We start from the raw sequence: 17,856 nt of genomic DNA on the forward strand, positions 1-17,856 counted from the left end.
TTCTGGCAGAACCGAATGTGACTACCGGGTATCGAACCACCCTGCCGCGGTCGGCGAGGTGTTGTGCCAGATATGTTTCGCCTCTTGATATTCGGACAAACCGGACGGCCCCAGCTCTCGACCGTTACCCGATCGCTTGAAACCACCCCATTCGGCAGCTGCCGTGTAGACACCGAAGTCGTTGAGCCACACCGTCCCATGCCGAAGTCCGCGCACCATACGTTCGCCCCGCGCAGCGTCCGATGTGCGAACGCCTGCCGCGAGACCGTAATTCGTGTCGTTTCCGAGCTTCAGAGCTTCCTCCTCCGTCGAGAATCGCTCCACAGTGAGTATGGGGCCGAACGTCTCCTCTTGGACGATTTTCATGGTTCGATCGCACTTGTCGAAGATCGTCGGCAAGAAGTAGCTGCCGTCTGCGAGCGACGAATCGCTCGGTTTCGACCCGCCGACGACAAGGTCGGCACCTTCCTCGACGCCGAGAGCGACGTACTTCTCGATCTTGTCTCGTTGCGCCTCGGAGACCAGCGGTCCGGTCTCGCTCGTCGGATCGAGCCCGGGTCCCATCTTGATCTTCGTCGCCCGCTCGGCCAACGCGGCAACGAATCGATCGGCGATACTCTCTTCGACGATCAGCCTGGTCCCGGCCGAGCACACCTGCCCCGAGTGCAGAAAGACACCGGTGAGAACGTTGTCCACGGAATCCGCGAACGACGTCGGATCGGATGCGGCGTCGGCGAAGACGATGTGCGGGTTCTTACCACCCAACTCCACCGCTACCTTGGTGACGTTCTCGGCGGCCGCCGCGAGGATGACACGTCCGGTGGCGAGACCACCGGTGAACGAGATGAAGTCGACGTCGGGGTTCGACGTCAATGCCTCGCCGAGCACCGCACCGCTTCCCTGGACGAGATTCACGACGCCGTCCGGAACACCCGCTTCCTGAATCAGCTTGACCATCGCGATAGTGCTCAGTGGCGTCACCTCGCTCGGCTTGAGGACCATCGTGCACCCCGCGGCAAGTGCGGGAGCGACCTTCCACGAGATCTGCAGCAGCGGGTAGTTCCACGGCGCGATCATGACGCAGACACCAATGGGCTCGTGTACCACGCGAGAGATGATCTCGGGCCGTCCCACGTCGACGAGCCTGTCTCCGTGCACTGCTGCGAGTTCCGCGTAGTACCGGAAGACGGACGTGACGTCGTCGATGTCGATTCGACTCTCTTCCAGCGTCTTTCCGGTGTCCACTGTCTCGATTCGAGCCAGCTGTTCCCTGTCGCGCTGCAGCAGGTCGGCTATCGCCGTCAGAAATGCCGTTCTGTCCGAGACCGGTGTGCCCGACCACGTGCCGTCGTCGAAGGTGTGCCGCGCGCTGTTCACAGCGCGGCGCGCATCGTCCGGCGTTGCTTCGTCGACGACGAGAACGACGCTCCCGTTCGCCGGATCCACGATCTCCCGCGTACCCCCGTCCGACGCTCCCGACCACAGGCCACCGATGTACAGCGAGGGGCGCAGGTTCCCGAGTTCGATCGCCGGATTGCCGGATGCAGACATCTCGATACCCCTCACGTCGTCGATCGTCGATTTGTCTCGACGGATTCAACGGTAAGCCCGCGATGACTTCTGCGTGGAGGGTAGGTCGCTACCGCATTCGCCGAACTAGGAACAGGCCTCGAGCAGAAGCTCGACGTCGGCGTCGGCGAGCCCCGTCGGCGGATACTGCATGAGGATCTCGCGGAATCGCGTGACGAAGCCTTCGCGACTGACGCCGAACTCGGTGAGCATGTCTTCGTTCGGCCAGTCGCCGTGCGGGAACTGTTCGGTCATGCGTCTTCCTTCGACTTTCGTCGGACAGGTGCTCCGGGGCGGCATCGAGTCGGGGGTTTCCGATGCCGCACTCCGGAGTCGAGATGTATATCGGCCCCTCTGCCCTAGACGTTACAGATCGCCTTGGAATGGAACGATCACGAGAACGACACGAATCGGACGCGAACCGATTTTCCGCTGATCCGAATCCGCAACGGCCCGAGAGATTCGGACGTAGCATCCGACTCGTGACCGCCTCGTTGCGCATCCTCGTATACAGCAGCAACATCAACACGCGCACGGATGTGACGTCGGCAATCGGACCCCATCCCACTCCTTTGTTGCCGACGTTCGAGTACATCGAAGTGGCGAGCCGACCGATGGTGGTGCATCACCTGGACGCCGGGGGTATCGATCTCGCGATTCTCGACGGCGAGGCTGCCCCCGCGGGGGGAATGGGCGTCGCGAAGGAGTTGAAGGACGAGATCTCGAACTGCCCTCCCCTCGTCGTTCTCATGGGTCGGCCCGACGACGCATGGTTGGCGGACTGGTCCGGCGCGGAGGCCGCGGTACCTCATCCGATCGACCCGTTCGTGCTCACCCGAGCAGTTGTCGACTTACTTCGCAACTGATCGAAACGCCTTATCTGCAAACGGTTCCCACGTTCCGAGCCTGCTACCGGACGCAAGATCAACTTTCTCGCCCGACACACCGACTTTGCACACCGAAAATCGAGACAAGTCGGGGTGCGACACCGGTAGGCTGTGGTTCAGTTCACATTTTTCAACGGCTGAGGAACTCTCGGCCGACAACGTCAGCAATGCCCACAAGGCAGACGACAGAGGTGACACAGGTTGAACGAATACATTCCCATTCTCGTCCTGGGTGCTGTTGCAGTCGCCTTCGCCCTCGTGTCCGTGGTCATTGCGGCGGTGGTCGGACCGAAGCGCTACAACCGAGCCAAGCTCGACGCGTACGAGTGCGGTATCGAACCGACCGCACAACCGATGGGCGCCGGTCGCTACCCGGTGAAGTTCTACCTGACGGCGATGTTGTTCATCATCTTCGACATCGAGATCGTCTTTCTGTACCCGTGGGCGGTGCACTTCGACGCACTGGGCTTGTTCGGACTACTGGCCATGGGGATGTTCATCGTCAGCGCCTCCGTCGCGTACGCCTACGAGTGGCGACGGGGCGGCCTCAGCTGGGATTGACAGCAGTTCCGGTACGTATCGAGCAGAAGGGTCGGACATGGGTCTCGAGGAGAAGCTGCCGAGCGGCTTTCTGCTGAGCACTGTCGAGGGACTCGCCGGCTATGTGCGGAAGGGTTCGCTGTGGCCTGCGACGTTCGGACTTGCCTGCTGCGCAATCGAGATGATGGCCACCAGCTCCGGCCGTTTCGACATCGCACGATTCGGCATGGAGGCGTTTCGCGCGTCACCGCGGCAAGCGGATCTGATGATCGTCGCAGGCCGTGTGAGCCAGAAGATGGCACCGGTACTGCGGCAGATCTACGACCAGATGGCAGAGCCCAAATGGGTTCTCGCGATGGGTGTCTGCGCGTCCTCCGGAGGAATGTTCAACAACTACGCCATCGTTCAGGGCGTCGACCATGTGGTCCCCGTCGACATCTACCTTCCTGGCTGCCCGCCGAGACCGGAAATGTTGCTGAACGCAATCCTGAAGTTGCACGAGAAGATTCAGGAAATGCCACTGGGTGTCGACCGCGACACCGTCGCGCGAGAGGCTGAGGCAGCAGCTCTGGCGTCGCGGCCCACGATCGAGTCGAAGGGGCTGCTGCGGTGACATCCGATCGACGAGGAATGTTCGGTGTTCGCGGTACCGGTGACACATCCGGATACGGCCGACTGGTACCGCCGACGCATGTCGTGGGCACGTCCACTCGCCCGTACGGTGGCTATTTCGATTCCATTGCAGACGACATGGAACGAAAGCTGCCCGAACGCGGCCTGTCGTTCGACGACGCGGTCGAGACCGTCGTCGTCTTCAGGGGACAGCTGACCCTGCACATACGACGCGAGCACCTCGTACCCGTCGCGACGATGCTCCGCAACGACGCCGAACTGCGTTTCGAGATGTGTCTCGGCGTGAGCGGCGTGCACTACCCGCAGAACACGGGTCGCGAGCTGCACGCCGTGTATCCACTGTTGTCGATCACACACAACCGCCGCATTCGGCTCGAAGTGTCGGTGCCCGAATCCGATCCGCACATTCCCACGCTTGTCGGCGTGTATCCGACCAACGATTGGCACGAGCGCGAGACGTACGACTTCTTCGGGATCCAGTTCGACGGTCATCCGTCGCTGACCAGGATCGAGATGCCGGACGACTGGGTCGGCCACCCGCAGCGCAAGGACTATCCGCTCGGGGGAATTCCGGTGGAGTACAAGGGCGCGACCATTCCACCTCCCGACAGACGACGGGAGTACAACTGATGACCGACATCGCAGGCCACGACAAGTCCTTCACGGTATCCGGGCAGGACTGGGACGACATCGTCGCGGCTGCAGCCGATTCCGCTGCCAACTCGTCCGAGGAACGCATCGTCGTCAACATGGGGCCGCAGCACCCGTCGACGCACGGCGTTCTTCGGTTGATACTCGAAATCGAAGCGGAAACCGTCACGGAGGCACGCTGCGGCATCGGGTATCTGCACACCGGAATCGAGAAGAACCTCGAATTCCGGAATTGGACGCAGGGCGTCACCTTCGTCACCCGCATGGACTACCTTTCACCGTTCTTCAACGAGACCGCATATTGCCTCGGCGTCGAACAACTGCTCGATATCACCGACGACATCCCGGAGCGCGCCAACGTCGTTCGAGTCATGTTGATGGAATTGAATCGGATTTCGTCCCATCTCGTCGCGCTCGCCACCGGCGGTATGGAGCTCGGCGCCGTCACGGCGATGTTGTTCGGTTTCCGCGAAAGAGAACTCATTCTCGATGTCTTCGAGATGATCACCGGACTTCGTATGAACCACGCCTACATTCGGCCCGGCGGACTCGCCCAGGACCTTCCGGACGGCGCGGTCGACAAAGTGCGGGAACTGACGAAGGCCCTGCCCATTCGGTTGAAGGACATGTCGAACCTGTTGGACGACAACAAGATCTGGAAGGCCAGGACCAAAGGTATCGGCTACCTGGATCTGACGGGCTGCATGGCGTTGGGGATCACAGGTCCGATGCTGCGGTCGACCGGACTTCCCCACGATCTGCGGGTGTCACAACCGTATTGCGGTTACGAAACCTACGAATTCGATGTCTGCACCGACACCGGGTGCGACGCGTACGGTCGCTACGTCATCCGGATCGACGAGATGAAGCAGTCGCTCCGGATCGTCGAGCAGTGTCTCGATCGGCTTCGTCCCGGCCCGATCATGGTGGAGGACAAGAAGATCGCATGGCCGGCCGATCTCTCCGTCGGCACCGATGGAATGGGCAACTCGTCCGCGCACGTCCGCGACATCATGGACACGTCGATGGAATCTCTGATCCACCATTTCAAGCTGGTGACCGAGGGTTTTCGGGTGCCCGAAGGACAGGTCTACGTCGCTGTCGAGTCGCCTCGCGGCGAACTGGGAGTGCACATGGTCAGCGACGGCGGCACAAGGCCTTTCCGTGTGCACTATCGCGACCCGTCGTTCACCAATCTGCAAGCGGTGGCTGCGACGTGCGAGGGTGGGATGGTCGCCGACGTCATCGCCGCGGTGGCAAGCATCGACCCCGTCATGGGAGGCGTCGACCGATGAGCGATCCCGTGTTCGTCCGCCTCGGCACCAAGCCTGCACCGTATCCCGACGACGTCCGCGAACGCCTCGATCGCGACGCCGATCTGATCGTCGCCAGGTATTCGCCTCCCGAGCAACCGGATTCGAAGATGTCCCGATCCGCGCTGCTTCCCCTGCTGCATCTCGTGCAGTCGGAGGAAGGCTACGTGAGCCCGACCGGCATCGAGTTCTGCGCGCAGCGCCTCGGGCTCACCGGCGCCGAAGTGGCTGCGGTGTCCACTTTCTACTCGATGTACCGGCGGGAACCGACCGGCGACTACCTCGTTGGGGTGTGCACCAACACGCTGTGCGCGGTCATGGGTGGCGACGCCGTCCATAACGCGTTGCGCGATCACGTCGCCGACGACGACTCACTGGTGACGGTCACGCACATCGAGTGCAACGCCGCGTGCGACTACGCGCCGGTGGTGATGGTCAACTGGGAGTTCTTCGACAATCAGACGCCCGAGACGGCGCGTACCATCGTCGACGACCTTCGATCCGGACGCGAGGTCGTTCCGACTAGGGGCGCATCGCTGATGACGTTCCGTGAGACGGAACGGGTGCTGGCCGGCTTCCCCGACGAGCGGCTCGGCGCCGTGCATGCGGGCGGACAGCCAGGTGACCCCACCCTCGCCGGCTTACGCGTCGCGCACGACAAAGGCATGACGGCACCCGCAGTCTCGGAGGCGACCGACAGCGGATCGGCGCCGCTGGGCTCCGAATCGGCAGCTGCGGCCGCGACGACCAAGGACAAGCCCGCACCTGCGCCGTCGGCATCCGTTCCTCCGGAGAAAGGACGTTGACGTGCCACTGACTCCGGTGCTCAGCCGATATTGGGACGACCCCGAGTCCTGGACGCTCGACACGTACGAGCGACACGACGGGTACAGAGGACTTGCTCGCGCGCTCGCGATGCCCGAGGACGACGTCATCGCGCTGGTCAAGGACGCAGGTCTACGCGGTCGAGGTGGAGCCGGGTTCCCGACGGGGATGAAGTGGAGCTTCATCCCACAGGGCGACGGCAAGCCGCATTACCTCGTCGTCAACGCCGACGAATCCGAACCGGGAACCTGCAAGGACATGCCTCTGCTCCTTGCGACGCCACAGGTGCTGCTGGAGGGAATCGCCATCGCCGCGTACGCGATTCGAGCTCATCGGGCGTACATCTACGTGCGCGGCGAAGTCCTCCCGGTGATACGCCGCCTTCATGCCGCGGTCGACGAGGCCTACGCTGCCGGCTATCTCGGCAAGAACATCATGGGCAGCGGATTCGACCTCGACGTGATCGTGCACGCCGGTGCCGGTGCGTACATCTGCGGTGAGGAGACCGCGCAACTCGATTCGTTGGAGGGTCGACGCGGTCAGCCTCGCTTGCGACCGCCGTTCCCTGCGGTAGCCGGGTTGTATGCGTGCCCGACGGTCGTCAACAACGTCGAATCGATTGCGAGCGTTCCGTCGATTCTGTTGAACGGCGTCGACTGGTTCCGTTCGATGGGCAGCGAGAAGTCACCCGGATTCACTCTGTATTCGCTGTCGGGCCACGTGTCCAGGCCCGGGCAGTACGAGGCACCGCTCGGAGTGACGCTACGGGAACTCCTCGGGTACGCGGGCGGAGTCAGAGCCGGTCACAGCCTCAAATTCTGGACACCTGGCGGCTCGTCGACACCGATTCTGACCGAGGAGCACCTCGACGTTCCATTGGACTACGAAGGTGTGGGTGCGGCCGGGTCGATGCTCGGCACCAAAGCGCTGCAGATCTTCGACGACACCACGTGTGTGGTGCGAGCGGTCCGACGGTGGACCGAGTTCTACGCTCACGAGTCGTGTGGCAAGTGCACACCGTGCCGCGAGGGGACGTACTGGCTCGTGCAAATCTACGCGCGTCTGGAGACGGGCCTCGGCACGGCCGAGGATCTCGACACTTTGCTCGACATCTCCGACAGCATCCTCGGTCGGTCGTTCTGCGCACTCGGGGACGGTGCGGTCAGTCCGATCACGTCGTCGCTGAAGCACTTTCGTGACGAGTACGTCGAACACCTCGGTGCGCCATGCCCGTTCGATCCTCACCGCAGCACCGTCATGGCAGGAGCGCTGACCTCATGACCGCCGTGACCGAAACCGTTACCGTGACCATCGACGGTATCGAGATGCACGTGCCTGGTGGAACTCTCGTCATTCGCGCCGCCGAGATGACCGGGGTTCAGATACCCCGGTTCTGCGATCACCCCCTTCTGGATCCCGTCGGCGCCTGCAGGCAGTGCCTCGTCGAGGTGGAGGGACAACGAAAGCCGTTGGCGTCGTGCACCACCACGGTCACCGACGGAATGGTGATCCACACCCAGAACAGCTCCCCTGTCGCAGAGAAGGCGCAGAAGGGGGTCATGGAGTTACTGCTGATCAACCACCCGCTGGACTGTCCGATCTGCGACAAGGGTGGCGAATGTCCGCTGCAGAACCAGGCGATGTCGTCGGGAAGGTCCGAGTCACGTTTCGTCGACGTCAAACGCACCTACCCCAAACCGATTCCGTTGTCGTCGGAGGTTCTGCTCGACAGGGAACGGTGTGTGTTGTGCGCCCGATGCACTCGTTTCTCCGAACAGATCGCCGGGGACCCGTTCATCGACCTGCTCGAACGTGGTGCGCTCCAACAGGTCGGCATCAACGGGAACGAGGAGTTCGAGTCGTATTTCTCCGGCAACACGGTGCAGATCTGCCCGGTCGGAGCATTGACGGGTGCGGCGTATCGGTTCCGTGCTCGGCCGTACGACCTCGTGTCCTCCCCCAGCACGTGCGAGCACTGCGCCAGCGGATGCGCGCAACGAACCGACCATCGACGCGGCAAGGTTCTTCGTCGGCTTGCCGGCGACGATCCCGAGGTCAACGAGGAGTGGAACTGCGACAAGGGCCGTTGGGCGTTCGCCTATTCCACCGAATCCGACCGCCTCACCACTCCGCTGGTGCGTGGCGACGACGGAGCCCTCGCCCCGGCGTCGTGGTCCGAGGCGCTCGCAGCCGCCGCGCGGGGCCTTGCCGGCGCGGGCCGCGACGTCGGAGTGCTCGTCGGAGGCAGATCGACTCTCGAGGACGCGTACGCCCACTCGAAGTTCGCCCGAATAACACTGAACACCAACAACATCGACTTTCGATCGCGCGCTCACAGTACCGAAGAGGCGGAGTTCCTCGCGTCGCACGTCGCGGCCCGGTCGATGGACGTCACCTACAGGCGGCTCGAGCAGGCACCGGAAGTACTCCTCGTCGGATTCGAACCCGAGGAGGAATCGCCGATGGTGTTCCTTCGCCTGCGCAAGGCCGTCCGAACCCGAGGCCAGAACGTCTGCGCGATCGCACCGTTCGCGTCGGCGGGCGTAGCCAAACTGGGTGCCCGCTTGATCCGATGTGTCCCGTCGGGCGAGGCCGAGGTGCTCGACGGGCTGGCCAGCTCTCCGGAATCGGAACTGACCGCTGCTGCGGGCACGGTCGTGTTGGTGGGCGAACGGCTCGCCGAATCTCCTGGCGCCCTGTCCGCCGTTGCACGATTCGCCGCGGCAACGGGTGCCGCGATCGCGTGGATCCCGCGTCGCGCAGGTGACCGAGGCGCACTCGACGTCGGTGCCCTACCCACCGTGCTCCCCGGCGGACGCCCTGTCGGGGACGAACGCGCCGCCGCCGACCTGGCGGCACTCTGGGGCGTTCCGCATGTTCCCGTCGCTGCCGGTCTCGATACATCGGGAATTCTCGACGCGGCCTCGTCGGGTTCGCTCGGCGCTCTCGTGATCGGTGGCGTCGAACTCGCGGATCTACCCGACCCTGCAGCGGCGGCCGCCGCGATCGACGCAGCGCCGTTCGTCGTGAGCCTCGAGGTCCGACGGAGCCGAGTCACCGAGCGGGCCGACGTCGTCTTCCCCGTCGCGCCCGTCGACGAGAAATCCGGCACGTTCGTCGATTGGGAAGGCCGGGCGCGGCCGTTCGAGATCGCGGTCGCCGGAACACGCGCCGTCCCCGACGTCCGTGTGCTGCATGCTCTCGCCGCCGAGATGGGTGCGCCCATCGACCTGCCCGACGTCGCATCCGCCCGCGCCGAGATCGCAGAGATGTCAGCATGGACGGGAGTCCGACACCCGTCGCCGACGACACCTTCGCATTCGGCTCAGACGCCCGGACCTGGCGAAGCCGTGCTGTCGACATGGCGAATGCTGCTCGATTCGGGGCGGATGCAGGACGGGGAGCCGCACCTGGCCGGTACTGCTCGAACGCCGGTGGTGCGGCTCTGCGCAGCCACGGCCGACGAGATCGGAGCGACCGACGACGACTGGGTGACCGTGACGTCCGAGCGCGGCGCGATCACCCTGCCGCTCGTGATCACGGACCTCCCGCATCGTGTGGTCTGGCTGCCACGCCGCTCCCCCGGCAGCGAGGTCAACGCGGCGCTGGCCGTCGGCAACGGGGCCGTGGTGCGCATACGCCCCGCGAGCGAGGTGACGTCGTGATTCCCGGTTTCGGTGTCGATCCGTGGTGGCTCGTCGTCGCCAAGGCCGTCGCCATTTTCGTCTTCTTGATCCTGACTCCACTGATCGCGATCCTCGCCGAACGAAAAGTGATGGCGCGCATGCAGAGTCGCGTCGGCCCCAATCGAGTCGGGCCCGGCGGAATGCTGCAGAGCCTCGCCGACGGTGTGAAACTCGCACTCAAGGAAGGGATCGTTCCGAAGGGCATCGACAAACCCGTCTACCTGTTGGCCCCGGTCGTCGCGATCGTCCCTGCGTTCATGGCGTTCGCCGTCATCCCGTTCGGACCGGAGGTGTCGGTGTTCGGGCACCGAACTCCGTTGCAGCTGACCGATCTTCCTGTCGGCGTTCTGTACATTCTCGCCGTCACGTCCGTCGGTGTGTACGGAATCGTGTTGGCAGGCTGGGCTTCCGGCTCCACCTATCCACTGCTCGGCGGCCTGCGGTCCACCGCGCAGGTGATCTCGTACGAAATTGCCATGGGGTTGTCCTTCACCGCCGTGTTCCTCCACGCCGGCACCATGTCCACCTCGGGAATCGTTGCTGCGCAGTGGAACACCTGGTACATCTTTCTGCTTTTCCCGTCGTTCGTGATCTACCTGACGTCCATGGTCGGCGAGACCAACCGCGCTCCGTTCGATCTCCCGGAAGCCGAGGGCGAGCTCGTAGGCGGGTTCCACACCGAGTACTCGTCGCTCAACTTCGCACTGTTCATGCTGGCCGAATACGTCAACATGGTGACGGTGTCGGCCCTCGCCACCACGCTGTTCCTCGGCGGCTGGCACGCTCCGTTCCCCATCAGCCTGTGGAACGGCGCGAATTCCGGTTGGTGGCCGGTGCTGTGGTTCACGCTCAAGGTGTGGGGCTTCCTGTTCCTCTTCGTCTGGCTCAGGGCCACGCTTCCTCGACTTCGGTACGACCAGTTCATGAATCTGGGCTGGAAGGTCCTGATTCCGGTGTCGCTGATCTGGATCGTGATCGTCGCGACGGTCCGAGCATTCCGCATCGAGGGATACGGATCGTTCGCCGTCGCTCTCGTGGTGGCCAGCACTGTCGTCGCGCTGCTCGCAGCGGTGTTCGTATGGCGAAGACTGCACCGCGAACCGACTCCGACGACTCCCCCGACCGAACTACCCCCGTTCGACCCGATGGCCGGCGGATTCCCGGTACCGCCTCTGCCCGGCCAGACGATGCCGACCCCGAAGAAGGAGCGCAGCGATGCCTGATTTTCTCGGCCCCGTAGCAGGATTCGGCGTCACGTTGTCGACGATGTTCAAGAAACCTCTGACCGAGTTCTATCCGGAACAGAAGACTCCGACTGCCGAGCGCTACCACGGGCGGCACCAGCTCAACCGCTACGCCGACGGCATCGAGAAGTGCATCGGATGCGAGCTGTGCGCGTGGGCGTGCCCGGCCGACGCGATCTACGTCGAAGGCGCCGACAACACCGACGAGGAGCGCTACTCGCCCGGTGAACGGTACGGGCAGGTGTACCAGATCAACTACCTGCGGTGCATCGGATGCGGCCTGTGCATCGAGGCATGCCCGACACGGGCGCTCACGATGACCAACGACTACGAACTCGCCGACGACAACCGCGCCGATCTGATCTACGAGAAGGACCGGCTGCTCGCGCCGGTGGAACCCGGAGTGGAACCGGCGCCGCACCCGATGGCCGAGGGCGCCACCGAAGCGGACTACTACCGAGGAACGGTCCGATGACCACGTCGACCGCCGAAGCCGTCCAGTTCTGGCTGCTCGGTGGTCTCGCGGTACTCGGCGCGATCGCGATGGTGTGCGCGACCAAGGCGGTGTACTCCGCGCTGTTCCTGGCGGTCACGATGATCATCCTTGCGGTGTTCTACATCGCGCAGGGCGCGATGTTCCTCGGAGTCGTTCAGATAGTCGTCTACACCGGCGCAGTGATGATGCTGTTCCTGTTCGTGCTGATGCTCGTCGGCGTCGATTCGGCGGATTCGCTGACCGAGACGATGAAGGGGCAACGCCCTGCCGCGGTCGCGGCGGGCATCGGATTCGGCCTCGTCGTGATCGGTGCGATCGGCAATGCGTCGGTGCAATCGGGGCGCCCGGACTTCGTCGGCCTCGACGCAGCCAACGCCGGCGGGAACGTCGAGGGCCTCGCCGAACTGATCTTCATTCGGTACCTGTGGGCGTTCGAGCTGACCGGAGCGCTGCTCATCGTCGCGACGGTCGGGGCGATGATCCTCGCTCACCGTGAACATTTCGAGGAACGCAAAGACCAGCGGGCGCTGTCGGAGCAACGCTTCAAGGACGGCTCCCACGTCACACCGATGCCGAGCCCGGGCGTGTACGCGCGGCACAACGCCGTCGATTGGCCTGCCCGCCTGCCCGACGGGTCGCCGTCGGAACTGTCGGTGAATCCCATGCACCGTGGACACAGGGGCACGCCGTGAACCCGGAGAACTATCTGTACCTGTCGGTTCTGTTGTTCACGATCGGCGCTGCCGGAGTCCTGTTGCGCCGCAACGCGATCGTCGTGTTCATGTGCATCGAATTGATGCTGAACGCCGCCAATCTGGCCTTCGTGACGTTCGCCCGCATGCACGGAAATCTGGAGGGGCAGGTGTTCGCTTTCTTCACTATGGTCGTCGCCGCAGCCGAAGTGGTGGTCGGGCTTGCCATCATCATGACGATCTTCCGCACTCGACGCTCGGCCTCGGTCGACGACGCCAGACTGTTGAAGAACTGACATGACGGCGCTCTGGGTACTCCCCGCGTTGCCGCTGCTCGGAGCCGTGATCCTGTTGCTCCTGGGTCGCCGGTCCGACAGCTGGGGACATCTCCTCGGCACCGCGATGTCGACGCTGTCGTTCGTGTTCGCGGTCGTTCTGTTCGTGGACATGCTCGGCAAACCTGCCGCCGAACGCGCCGTGACCGACACACTGTTCAGTTGGATTCCCGTCGCAGATCTGCAGGTGGACTTCGGCTTTCGGCTCGATCAGTTGTCGATGTGCTTCGTCCTGTTGATCACCGGAGTCGGTTCGCTGATCCACGTCTACGCCGTCGGCTACATGGCCGAGGATCCCGATCGGCGACGCTTCTTCGCGTACCTCAATCTGTTCCTCGCAGCGATGCTGCTGCTGGTGACCGCGGACAACTTCCTCGGGCTGTACGTCGGATGGGAAGGCGTCGGACTCGCGTCGTACCTGCTCATCGGGTTCTGGCAGTACAAGCCCTCGGCAGCCACGGCGGCCAAGAAGGCATTCGTCGTCAACCGCGTCGGTGACATCGGGTTGATGGTCGCGCTGATGATCATGTTCACGACATTCGGAAGTGTGTCTTTCTCGGACGTCTTCGGGGCAGTCGAAGAGACCAGCTCGGGAACGCTCACGGCACTGGGGCTCGTTCTGTTGCTGGCTGCGTGCGGCAAATCCGCTCAGGTGCCGCTGCAATCCTGGCTCGGCGACGCCATGGAAGGTCCGACTCCGGTCTCTGCGCTGATTCACGCGGCAACGATGGTCACGGCAGGCGTGTATCTGATCATCCGATCGGGCCCGATCTTCGAATCCACACCCACCGCGCAGGCCGCCGTCGTGACGGTGGGTGCAGTGACACTGCTGTTCGGCGCGATCATCGGTTGCGCGAAGGACGACATCAAGAAAGCGCTGGCCGCGTCGACGATGAGCCAGATCGGCTACATGGTGCTCGCCGCGGGCCTCGGCCCCGCCGGATATGCATTCGCGATCATGCTGTTGCTGACGCACGGCTTCTTCAAAGCAGGCCTCTTCCTCGGCGCAGGTTCGGTCATGCACGGCATGAACGACGAGGTCGACATGCGCAAGTTCGGAGGGCTGCGGGCGGCCATGCCGATCACGTTCGTCACGTTCGGTCTCGGCTACCTCGCGATCATCGGCGTGCCACCGTTCTCCGGATTCTTCGCCAAGGACAAGATCATCGAAACCGCCTTCGGCGCAGGTGGTGTCGCCGGCGTCGTGCTCGGTGTCGCAACACTCGTCGGAGCCGGGCTGACCGCCTTCTACATGACTCGCGTGATGCTCATGACGTTCTTCGGCGAACCTCGCTGGGAGGGTGGGAGTGGAGCCGGCAGGAATGACCCTGATGGAAGGGCCGCGCATCCACACGAATCCCCGTCCGTCATGACCGCACCGATGATCGTTCTCGCAATCGGATCCGTAGCGGCCGGCGCACTTCTCACGCTGGGCGGTTCGCTGTCCCGTTGGCTCGAACCGGTCGTCGGAGAAGCGGAAGAAGCGCACGTCGTTCCCGCATGGGTGGTCACAGTTCTCGCCCTCGGCGTCGTCGCGGTCGGAGTCGCGGTGGCCTACAGTCGGTACGCTCGCTCGCCGATTCCGTCGGTCGCGCCCGAACCGGTGTCGGCGCTCACCACGGCTGCACGAGCGGACCTCTACGGTGACGCCGTGAACGAGGCAGTGCTGATGCGGCCGGGTCAGGAATTGACCAGCGCAGCAGCACGATTCGACGAGGCTGCCGTTGCAGGGGTGACACGCGCCGTATCGGCAGGCGTGGCCGGGCTCTCGTCACGCATTCGGCAGGTCCAGTCCGGTTACGTTCGGTCGTACGCGCTGACGATGTTGGCGGGCACTGCGATCGTCCTCGCGATGATGGTGGCGGTGATGGTGTGGTGACCTCGTTTCCGTGGCTGACGACGCTGTGGGTACTGCCCCTGGTGGGTGCTGTCGCCGCCGTGGCCGTGCCGAGAACCCGCCCCGACGCGGCCAAGATCGTCGCAGTGGCAGCCTCACTACTGACGCTGGCCGTCGCGGTCGTGCTGGTAGTGCAATTCGAGCCGGGCGGTGCCGACTTCCAGTTCGTCGAATCCCAGTGGTGGATCGAGTCTTTCGGTGCCCGCTACGAACTGGGTGTCGACGGCATCGCACTCGTGCTGATTCTGCTCACTACCGTCCTACTGCCCCTGCTGCTGGTCGCAGGCTGGCACGATCCGCGACGAGGCAGGTCGGCGCACACGTATGTCGCGTCGATGCTGCTCGTCGAGTCGATGGTGTTGATGTCGTTCTGCGCGCTCGACATCTTGCTGTTCTACGTGTTCTTCGAGGCGATGTTGATCCCGATGTATTTCCTCATCGGGGGCTTCGGTGGGCCGGGTCGTGCAGCGGCAGCCGTCAAATTCCTGCTGTACAACCTTGCCGGCGGCCTGGTCATGTTGGCGGCCGTCGTCGGGTTGTACGTCGTCACAGCACAATCCGACGCTTTCGACGCCGGCACCTTCAGTGTGCGTGAGATCGCTGCCGCAGCATCGGCCGGCGAGCTCGGCGTCAGTTCGACCGTTCTCAATGCATTGTTCCTCGGGTTCATGTTCGCGTTCGCGGTCAAGGCTCCGCTGTGGCCGTTCCACACGTGGCTGCCCGACGCCGCAGTCGAATCCACCCCGGCGAGTGCAGTGCTGATGATGGCCGTCGTCGACAAGGTCGGCACCTTCGGCATGCTCCGCTACTGCCTGCAACTGTTTCCCGACGCGTCCTCCTACTTCGCGCCTCTGATCGTGACGCTCGCCGTCATCGGAATCGTCTACGGCGCTGTGCTTGCGATCGCACAAACCGACGTCATGAGGCTGATCGCGTACACCTCGATCTCCCATTTCGGCTTCATCATCCTCGGTATCTTCGCTATGACAGCACAGGGCCAGACCGGGTCGACGCTGTACATGGTCAACCATGGAATATCCACCGCTGCACTGTTTCTCATCGCGGGATTTCTCGTGTCGCGTCGGGGCACTCGGGTCATTTCACACTACGGAGGTGTACAGAAAGTGGCCCCGGTTCTCGCGGGCACGTTTCTCATCGCAGGCCTTGCCACACTGTCACTTCCGGGACTTGCTCCGTTCATCAGCGAATTCCTCGTCCTGATCGGAACATTCGCGCGCTACCACGTTGCGGGCGTCGTAGCGACGGCCGCACTGGTGCTGTCGGCAATTTATATTCTGTGGCTGTATCAGCGCGTCATGACCGGTCCGCGTAAAGCGGAGAACGACGGCATGAAGGACCTCGTTCCTCGTGAATTGATCGTCGTCACTCCGTTGATCGCGCTCTTGATCGTGCTCGGGGTGTACCCGAAGCCGTTGTTGGACATCGTGTCTCCGTCGGTCCAGACAACCCTTACCGTGGTCGACGCAGGCGAGACGCAGGCTGGAGATCGGTGATGAATCACACCCTGCTCACTGCACCGAGCATCGAATACGGCCAGTTGACACCGATGCTGATCGTCTTCGGAGTCGCTGTTCTCGGCGTTCTCGTCGAAGCGTTCCTGCCCCGTGCGGCTCGATACCGAGCCCAATCGACACTGGCGCTCGGCGGTACCGTCGCGGCACTGGTAGCTGTCGTCGTCCTCGCCGTGTCCCACGATTTCGGCGCAACGGGCACGCTGGCAGTGATGGGGTCGGTCGCCGTCGACAAGCCCGCGTTGTTCCTGCAGGGAACGCTGCTGCTCGTGGCCATACCCTCGGTCCTCCTCGTCGCCGAACGCTCGCTCGAGCGCAAGCCGGCCGATGCCTTCGCCCCACAGGCTTCGGCTGTACCCGGCAGCCTGGCCGAACGACAGGCGACTCACGCAGGCGCGGCCCAGACCGAGGTGTTCCCACTGACGATGTTCGCACTGGGCGGCATGCTTCTGTTCCCCGCGTCGAACGATCTCCTGACGATGTTCGTTGCGCTGGAGGTCTTCTCGCTGCCGTTGTATCTGTTGTGCAGCCTGGCGCGTCGTCGTCGATTGTTGTCCCAGGAAGCCGCGATGAAGTACTTCCTGCTCGGGGCGTTCTCGTCGGCGTTCTTCCTGTTCGGAGCCGCACTTCTGTACGGCTACGCCGGAACGATCGATCTCGGTGCAATCGGCGACGCGGTGGCCGTCGACTCGAGCAGCACCGTCCTGGCAGTACTCGGCACTGCCCTCGTCGGAGTCGGACTGCTCTTCAAGGTCGGCGCGGTGCCGTTCCACTCGTGGATACCGGACGTCTATCAGGGGGCACCGACCCCGATCACCGCATTCATGGCGGCCGCAACGAAGATCGCGGCGTTCGGAGCTATGCTCCGGATCTTCTACGTCGCGGTACCGGGGTTGGAGAACGACTGGCGTCCCGCGCTGTGGGCCGTCGCCATTGCGACGATGATCGTCGGGGCGCTGTTCGCGGTGACCCAGAAGGACATCAAACGCATGCTCGCCTACTCGTCGATCACGCACACCGGGTTCATACTGACCGGCGTCGTGGCACTCGACGGCGAGGGCCTGTCGGCCACGCTGTTCTACCTGTTCGTCTACGGATTCGGCACCGTTGCCGCGTTCGCAGCGGTCACGGTGGTCAGAGACGAGTCGGGCGAGATCGGTGATATTTCCCGCTGGGCAGGGATCGGACGGCAGTCACCGATACTGGCCGCCGCATTTGCCCTGATTCTGCTGTCCCTGGCCGGAATTCCTCTCACGAGCGGCTTCGTCGCCAAGTTCGCGGTATTCCAATCCGCGGCAGGGTCGGGAGCCACCCCGCTCGTCATCGTCGGGGTTCTGTCGAGTGCGATTGCGGCAGTCTTCTACGTCCGCGTCATCGTGTTGATGTTCTTCGCAGATACGAAGAAGGGTGACGACGGTGGCAGTGCCACCGTCGTCACCCCTGGCTTCTCGACGACTGTCGCGATCGGACTGGGCGTCGCGACGACAGTCGTTTTCGGCATCTTCCCGCAACCGTTGCTGACTCTCGCCGACAACGCTGCGGTCTTCGTTCGCTGA

At 63.6% G+C, this 17,856-nt stretch carries 17 protein-coding genes; 15 read left to right on the top strand and 2 right to left on the bottom strand.

The window, feature by feature from the left end; translation table 11 throughout:
- Positions 1-21: 21 nt before the first annotated feature.
- Both CHB96_RS01845 and CHB96_RS29540 read right to left on the bottom strand, forming a co-directional pair.
- Complete coding sequence (locus CHB96_RS01845; RefSeq protein ID WP_089242833.1) at positions 22-1,551, bottom strand: aldehyde dehydrogenase family protein; 1,530 nt, start codon at positions 1,549-1,551, stop codon at positions 22-24.
- A gap of 105 nt (positions 1,552-1,656) precedes the next feature.
- Positions 1,657-1,824, bottom strand: a complete 168-nt coding sequence (locus CHB96_RS29540) for a hypothetical protein (RefSeq protein ID WP_176444070.1) — start codon at positions 1,822-1,824, stop codon at positions 1,657-1,659.
- Positions 1,825-2,051: 227 nt separating this feature from the next.
- On the opposite strand from CHB96_RS29540, the gene CHB96_RS01850 reads away from it, so the two are divergent.
- The 15 genes from CHB96_RS01850 (at position 2,052) to nuoN (ending at position 17,856) form a co-directional block, all read left to right on the top strand.
- Positions 2,052-2,435, top strand: coding sequence for a hypothetical protein (locus CHB96_RS01850; protein ID WP_089243068.1), 384 nt, complete (start codon positions 2,052-2,054; stop codon positions 2,433-2,435).
- 222 nt (positions 2,436-2,657) lie between these two features.
- Positions 2,658-3,017, top strand: a complete 360-nt coding sequence (locus CHB96_RS01855) for an NADH-quinone oxidoreductase subunit A (protein WP_089242834.1) — start codon at positions 2,658-2,660, stop codon at positions 3,015-3,017.
- 37 nt (positions 3,018-3,054) lie between these two features.
- Positions 3,055-3,609 carry a NuoB/complex I 20 kDa subunit family protein gene (locus CHB96_RS01860; RefSeq protein ID WP_089242835.1) on the top strand — a complete coding sequence of 185 codons (555 nt, stop codon included), beginning with the start codon at positions 3,055-3,057 and terminating at the stop codon, positions 3,607-3,609.
- A gap of 17 nt (positions 3,610-3,626) precedes the next feature.
- Positions 3,627-4,259, top strand: coding sequence for an NADH-quinone oxidoreductase subunit C (locus CHB96_RS01865; protein ID WP_245865162.1), 633 nt, complete (start codon positions 3,627-3,629; stop codon positions 4,257-4,259).
- Complete coding sequence (gene nuoD, locus CHB96_RS01870) at positions 4,259-5,575, top strand: NADH dehydrogenase (quinone) subunit D (protein ID WP_089242837.1); 1,317 nt, start codon at positions 4,259-4,261, stop codon at positions 5,573-5,575. Before CHB96_RS01865 ends, nuoD begins: the two co-directional genes overlap by 1 nt.
- A complete protein-coding gene (nuoE, locus tag CHB96_RS01875; RefSeq protein WP_089242838.1) occupies positions 5,572-6,399 on the top strand; it encodes an NADH-quinone oxidoreductase subunit NuoE in 828 nt (275 codons plus the stop codon). The genes nuoD and nuoE overlap by 4 nt, the downstream gene beginning before the upstream one ends.
- Before the next feature lies 1 nt (position 6,400).
- A complete protein-coding gene (gene nuoF, locus CHB96_RS01880) occupies positions 6,401-7,699 on the top strand; it encodes an NADH-quinone oxidoreductase subunit NuoF (RefSeq protein WP_089242839.1) in 1,299 nt (432 codons plus the stop codon).
- Positions 7,696-10,083, top strand: coding sequence for an NADH-quinone oxidoreductase subunit G (locus tag CHB96_RS01885; protein WP_089242840.1), 2,388 nt, complete (start codon positions 7,696-7,698; stop codon positions 10,081-10,083). Before nuoF ends, CHB96_RS01885 begins: the two co-directional genes overlap by 4 nt.
- Entirely contained in the window at positions 10,080-11,327 is a 1,248-nt protein-coding gene (nuoH, locus tag CHB96_RS01890) for an NADH-quinone oxidoreductase subunit NuoH (RefSeq protein ID WP_089242841.1), read from the top strand. Before CHB96_RS01885 ends, nuoH begins: the two co-directional genes overlap by 4 nt.
- Positions 11,320-11,823 (top strand): NADH-quinone oxidoreductase subunit NuoI, encoded by a 504-nt coding sequence (nuoI, locus tag CHB96_RS01895; RefSeq protein ID WP_089242842.1) that lies wholly within the window; start codon positions 11,320-11,322, stop codon positions 11,821-11,823. Before nuoH ends, nuoI begins: the two co-directional genes overlap by 8 nt.
- Positions 11,820-12,536 carry an NADH-quinone oxidoreductase subunit J gene (locus tag CHB96_RS01900; protein WP_089242843.1) on the top strand — a complete coding sequence of 239 codons (717 nt, stop codon included), beginning with the start codon at positions 11,820-11,822 and terminating at the stop codon, positions 12,534-12,536. The genes nuoI and CHB96_RS01900 overlap by 4 nt, the downstream gene beginning before the upstream one ends.
- Positions 12,533-12,832, top strand: a complete 300-nt coding sequence (nuoK, locus tag CHB96_RS01905) for an NADH-quinone oxidoreductase subunit NuoK (protein ID WP_089242844.1) — start codon at positions 12,533-12,535, stop codon at positions 12,830-12,832. The genes CHB96_RS01900 and nuoK overlap by 4 nt, the downstream gene beginning before the upstream one ends.
- A gap of 1 nt (position 12,833) precedes the next feature.
- Entirely contained in the window at positions 12,834-14,750 is a 1,917-nt protein-coding gene (nuoL, locus tag CHB96_RS01910) for an NADH-quinone oxidoreductase subunit L (RefSeq protein WP_089242845.1), read from the top strand.
- Positions 14,744-16,282 (top strand): NADH-quinone oxidoreductase subunit M, encoded by a 1,539-nt coding sequence (locus tag CHB96_RS01915; RefSeq protein WP_089242846.1) that lies wholly within the window; start codon positions 14,744-14,746, stop codon positions 16,280-16,282. The genes nuoL and CHB96_RS01915 overlap by 7 nt, the downstream gene beginning before the upstream one ends.
- Positions 16,282-17,856, top strand: coding sequence for an NADH-quinone oxidoreductase subunit NuoN (gene nuoN / locus CHB96_RS01920; RefSeq protein WP_089242847.1), 1,575 nt, complete (start codon positions 16,282-16,284; stop codon positions 17,854-17,856). Before CHB96_RS01915 ends, nuoN begins: the two co-directional genes overlap by 1 nt.

The organism is Rhodococcoides kyotonense (genome assembly GCF_900188125.1).
Lineage (GTDB): Bacteria > Actinomycetota > Actinomycetes > Mycobacteriales > Mycobacteriaceae > Rhodococcoides > Rhodococcoides kyotonense.

What these genes read in the sequence shown, in the direction of transcription:
- CHB96_RS01845 (WP_089242833.1), bottom strand. Translation starts at nt 1,551, where the DNA reads ATGTCTGCATCCGGCAATCCGGCGATCGAACTCGGGAACCTGCGCCCC.
- CHB96_RS29540 (WP_176444070.1), bottom strand. Translation starts at nt 1,824, where the DNA reads ATGACCGAACAGTTCCCGCACGGCGACTGGCCGAACGAAGACATGCTC.
- CHB96_RS01860 (WP_089242835.1), top strand. Translation starts at nt 3,055, where the DNA reads ATGGGTCTCGAGGAGAAGCTGCCGAGCGGCTTTCTGCTGAGCACTGTC.
- CHB96_RS01865 (WP_245865162.1), top strand. Translation starts at nt 3,627, where the DNA reads ATGTTCGGTGTTCGCGGTACCGGTGACACATCCGGATACGGCCGACTG.
- nuoD (WP_089242837.1), top strand. Translation starts at nt 4,259, where the DNA reads ATGACCGACATCGCAGGCCACGACAAGTCCTTCACGGTATCCGGGCAG.
- nuoE (WP_089242838.1), top strand. Translation starts at nt 5,572, where the DNA reads ATGAGCGATCCCGTGTTCGTCCGCCTCGGCACCAAGCCTGCACCGTAT.
- CHB96_RS01885 (WP_089242840.1), top strand. Translation starts at nt 7,696, where the DNA reads ATGACCGCCGTGACCGAAACCGTTACCGTGACCATCGACGGTATCGAG.
- nuoI (WP_089242842.1), top strand. Translation starts at nt 11,320, where the DNA reads ATGCCTGATTTTCTCGGCCCCGTAGCAGGATTCGGCGTCACGTTGTCG.
- CHB96_RS01900 (WP_089242843.1), top strand. Translation starts at nt 11,820, where the DNA reads ATGACCACGTCGACCGCCGAAGCCGTCCAGTTCTGGCTGCTCGGTGGT.
- nuoL (WP_089242845.1), top strand. Translation starts at nt 12,834, where the DNA reads ATGACGGCGCTCTGGGTACTCCCCGCGTTGCCGCTGCTCGGAGCCGTG.
- nuoN (WP_089242847.1), top strand. Translation starts at nt 16,282, where the DNA reads ATGAATCACACCCTGCTCACTGCACCGAGCATCGAATACGGCCAGTTG.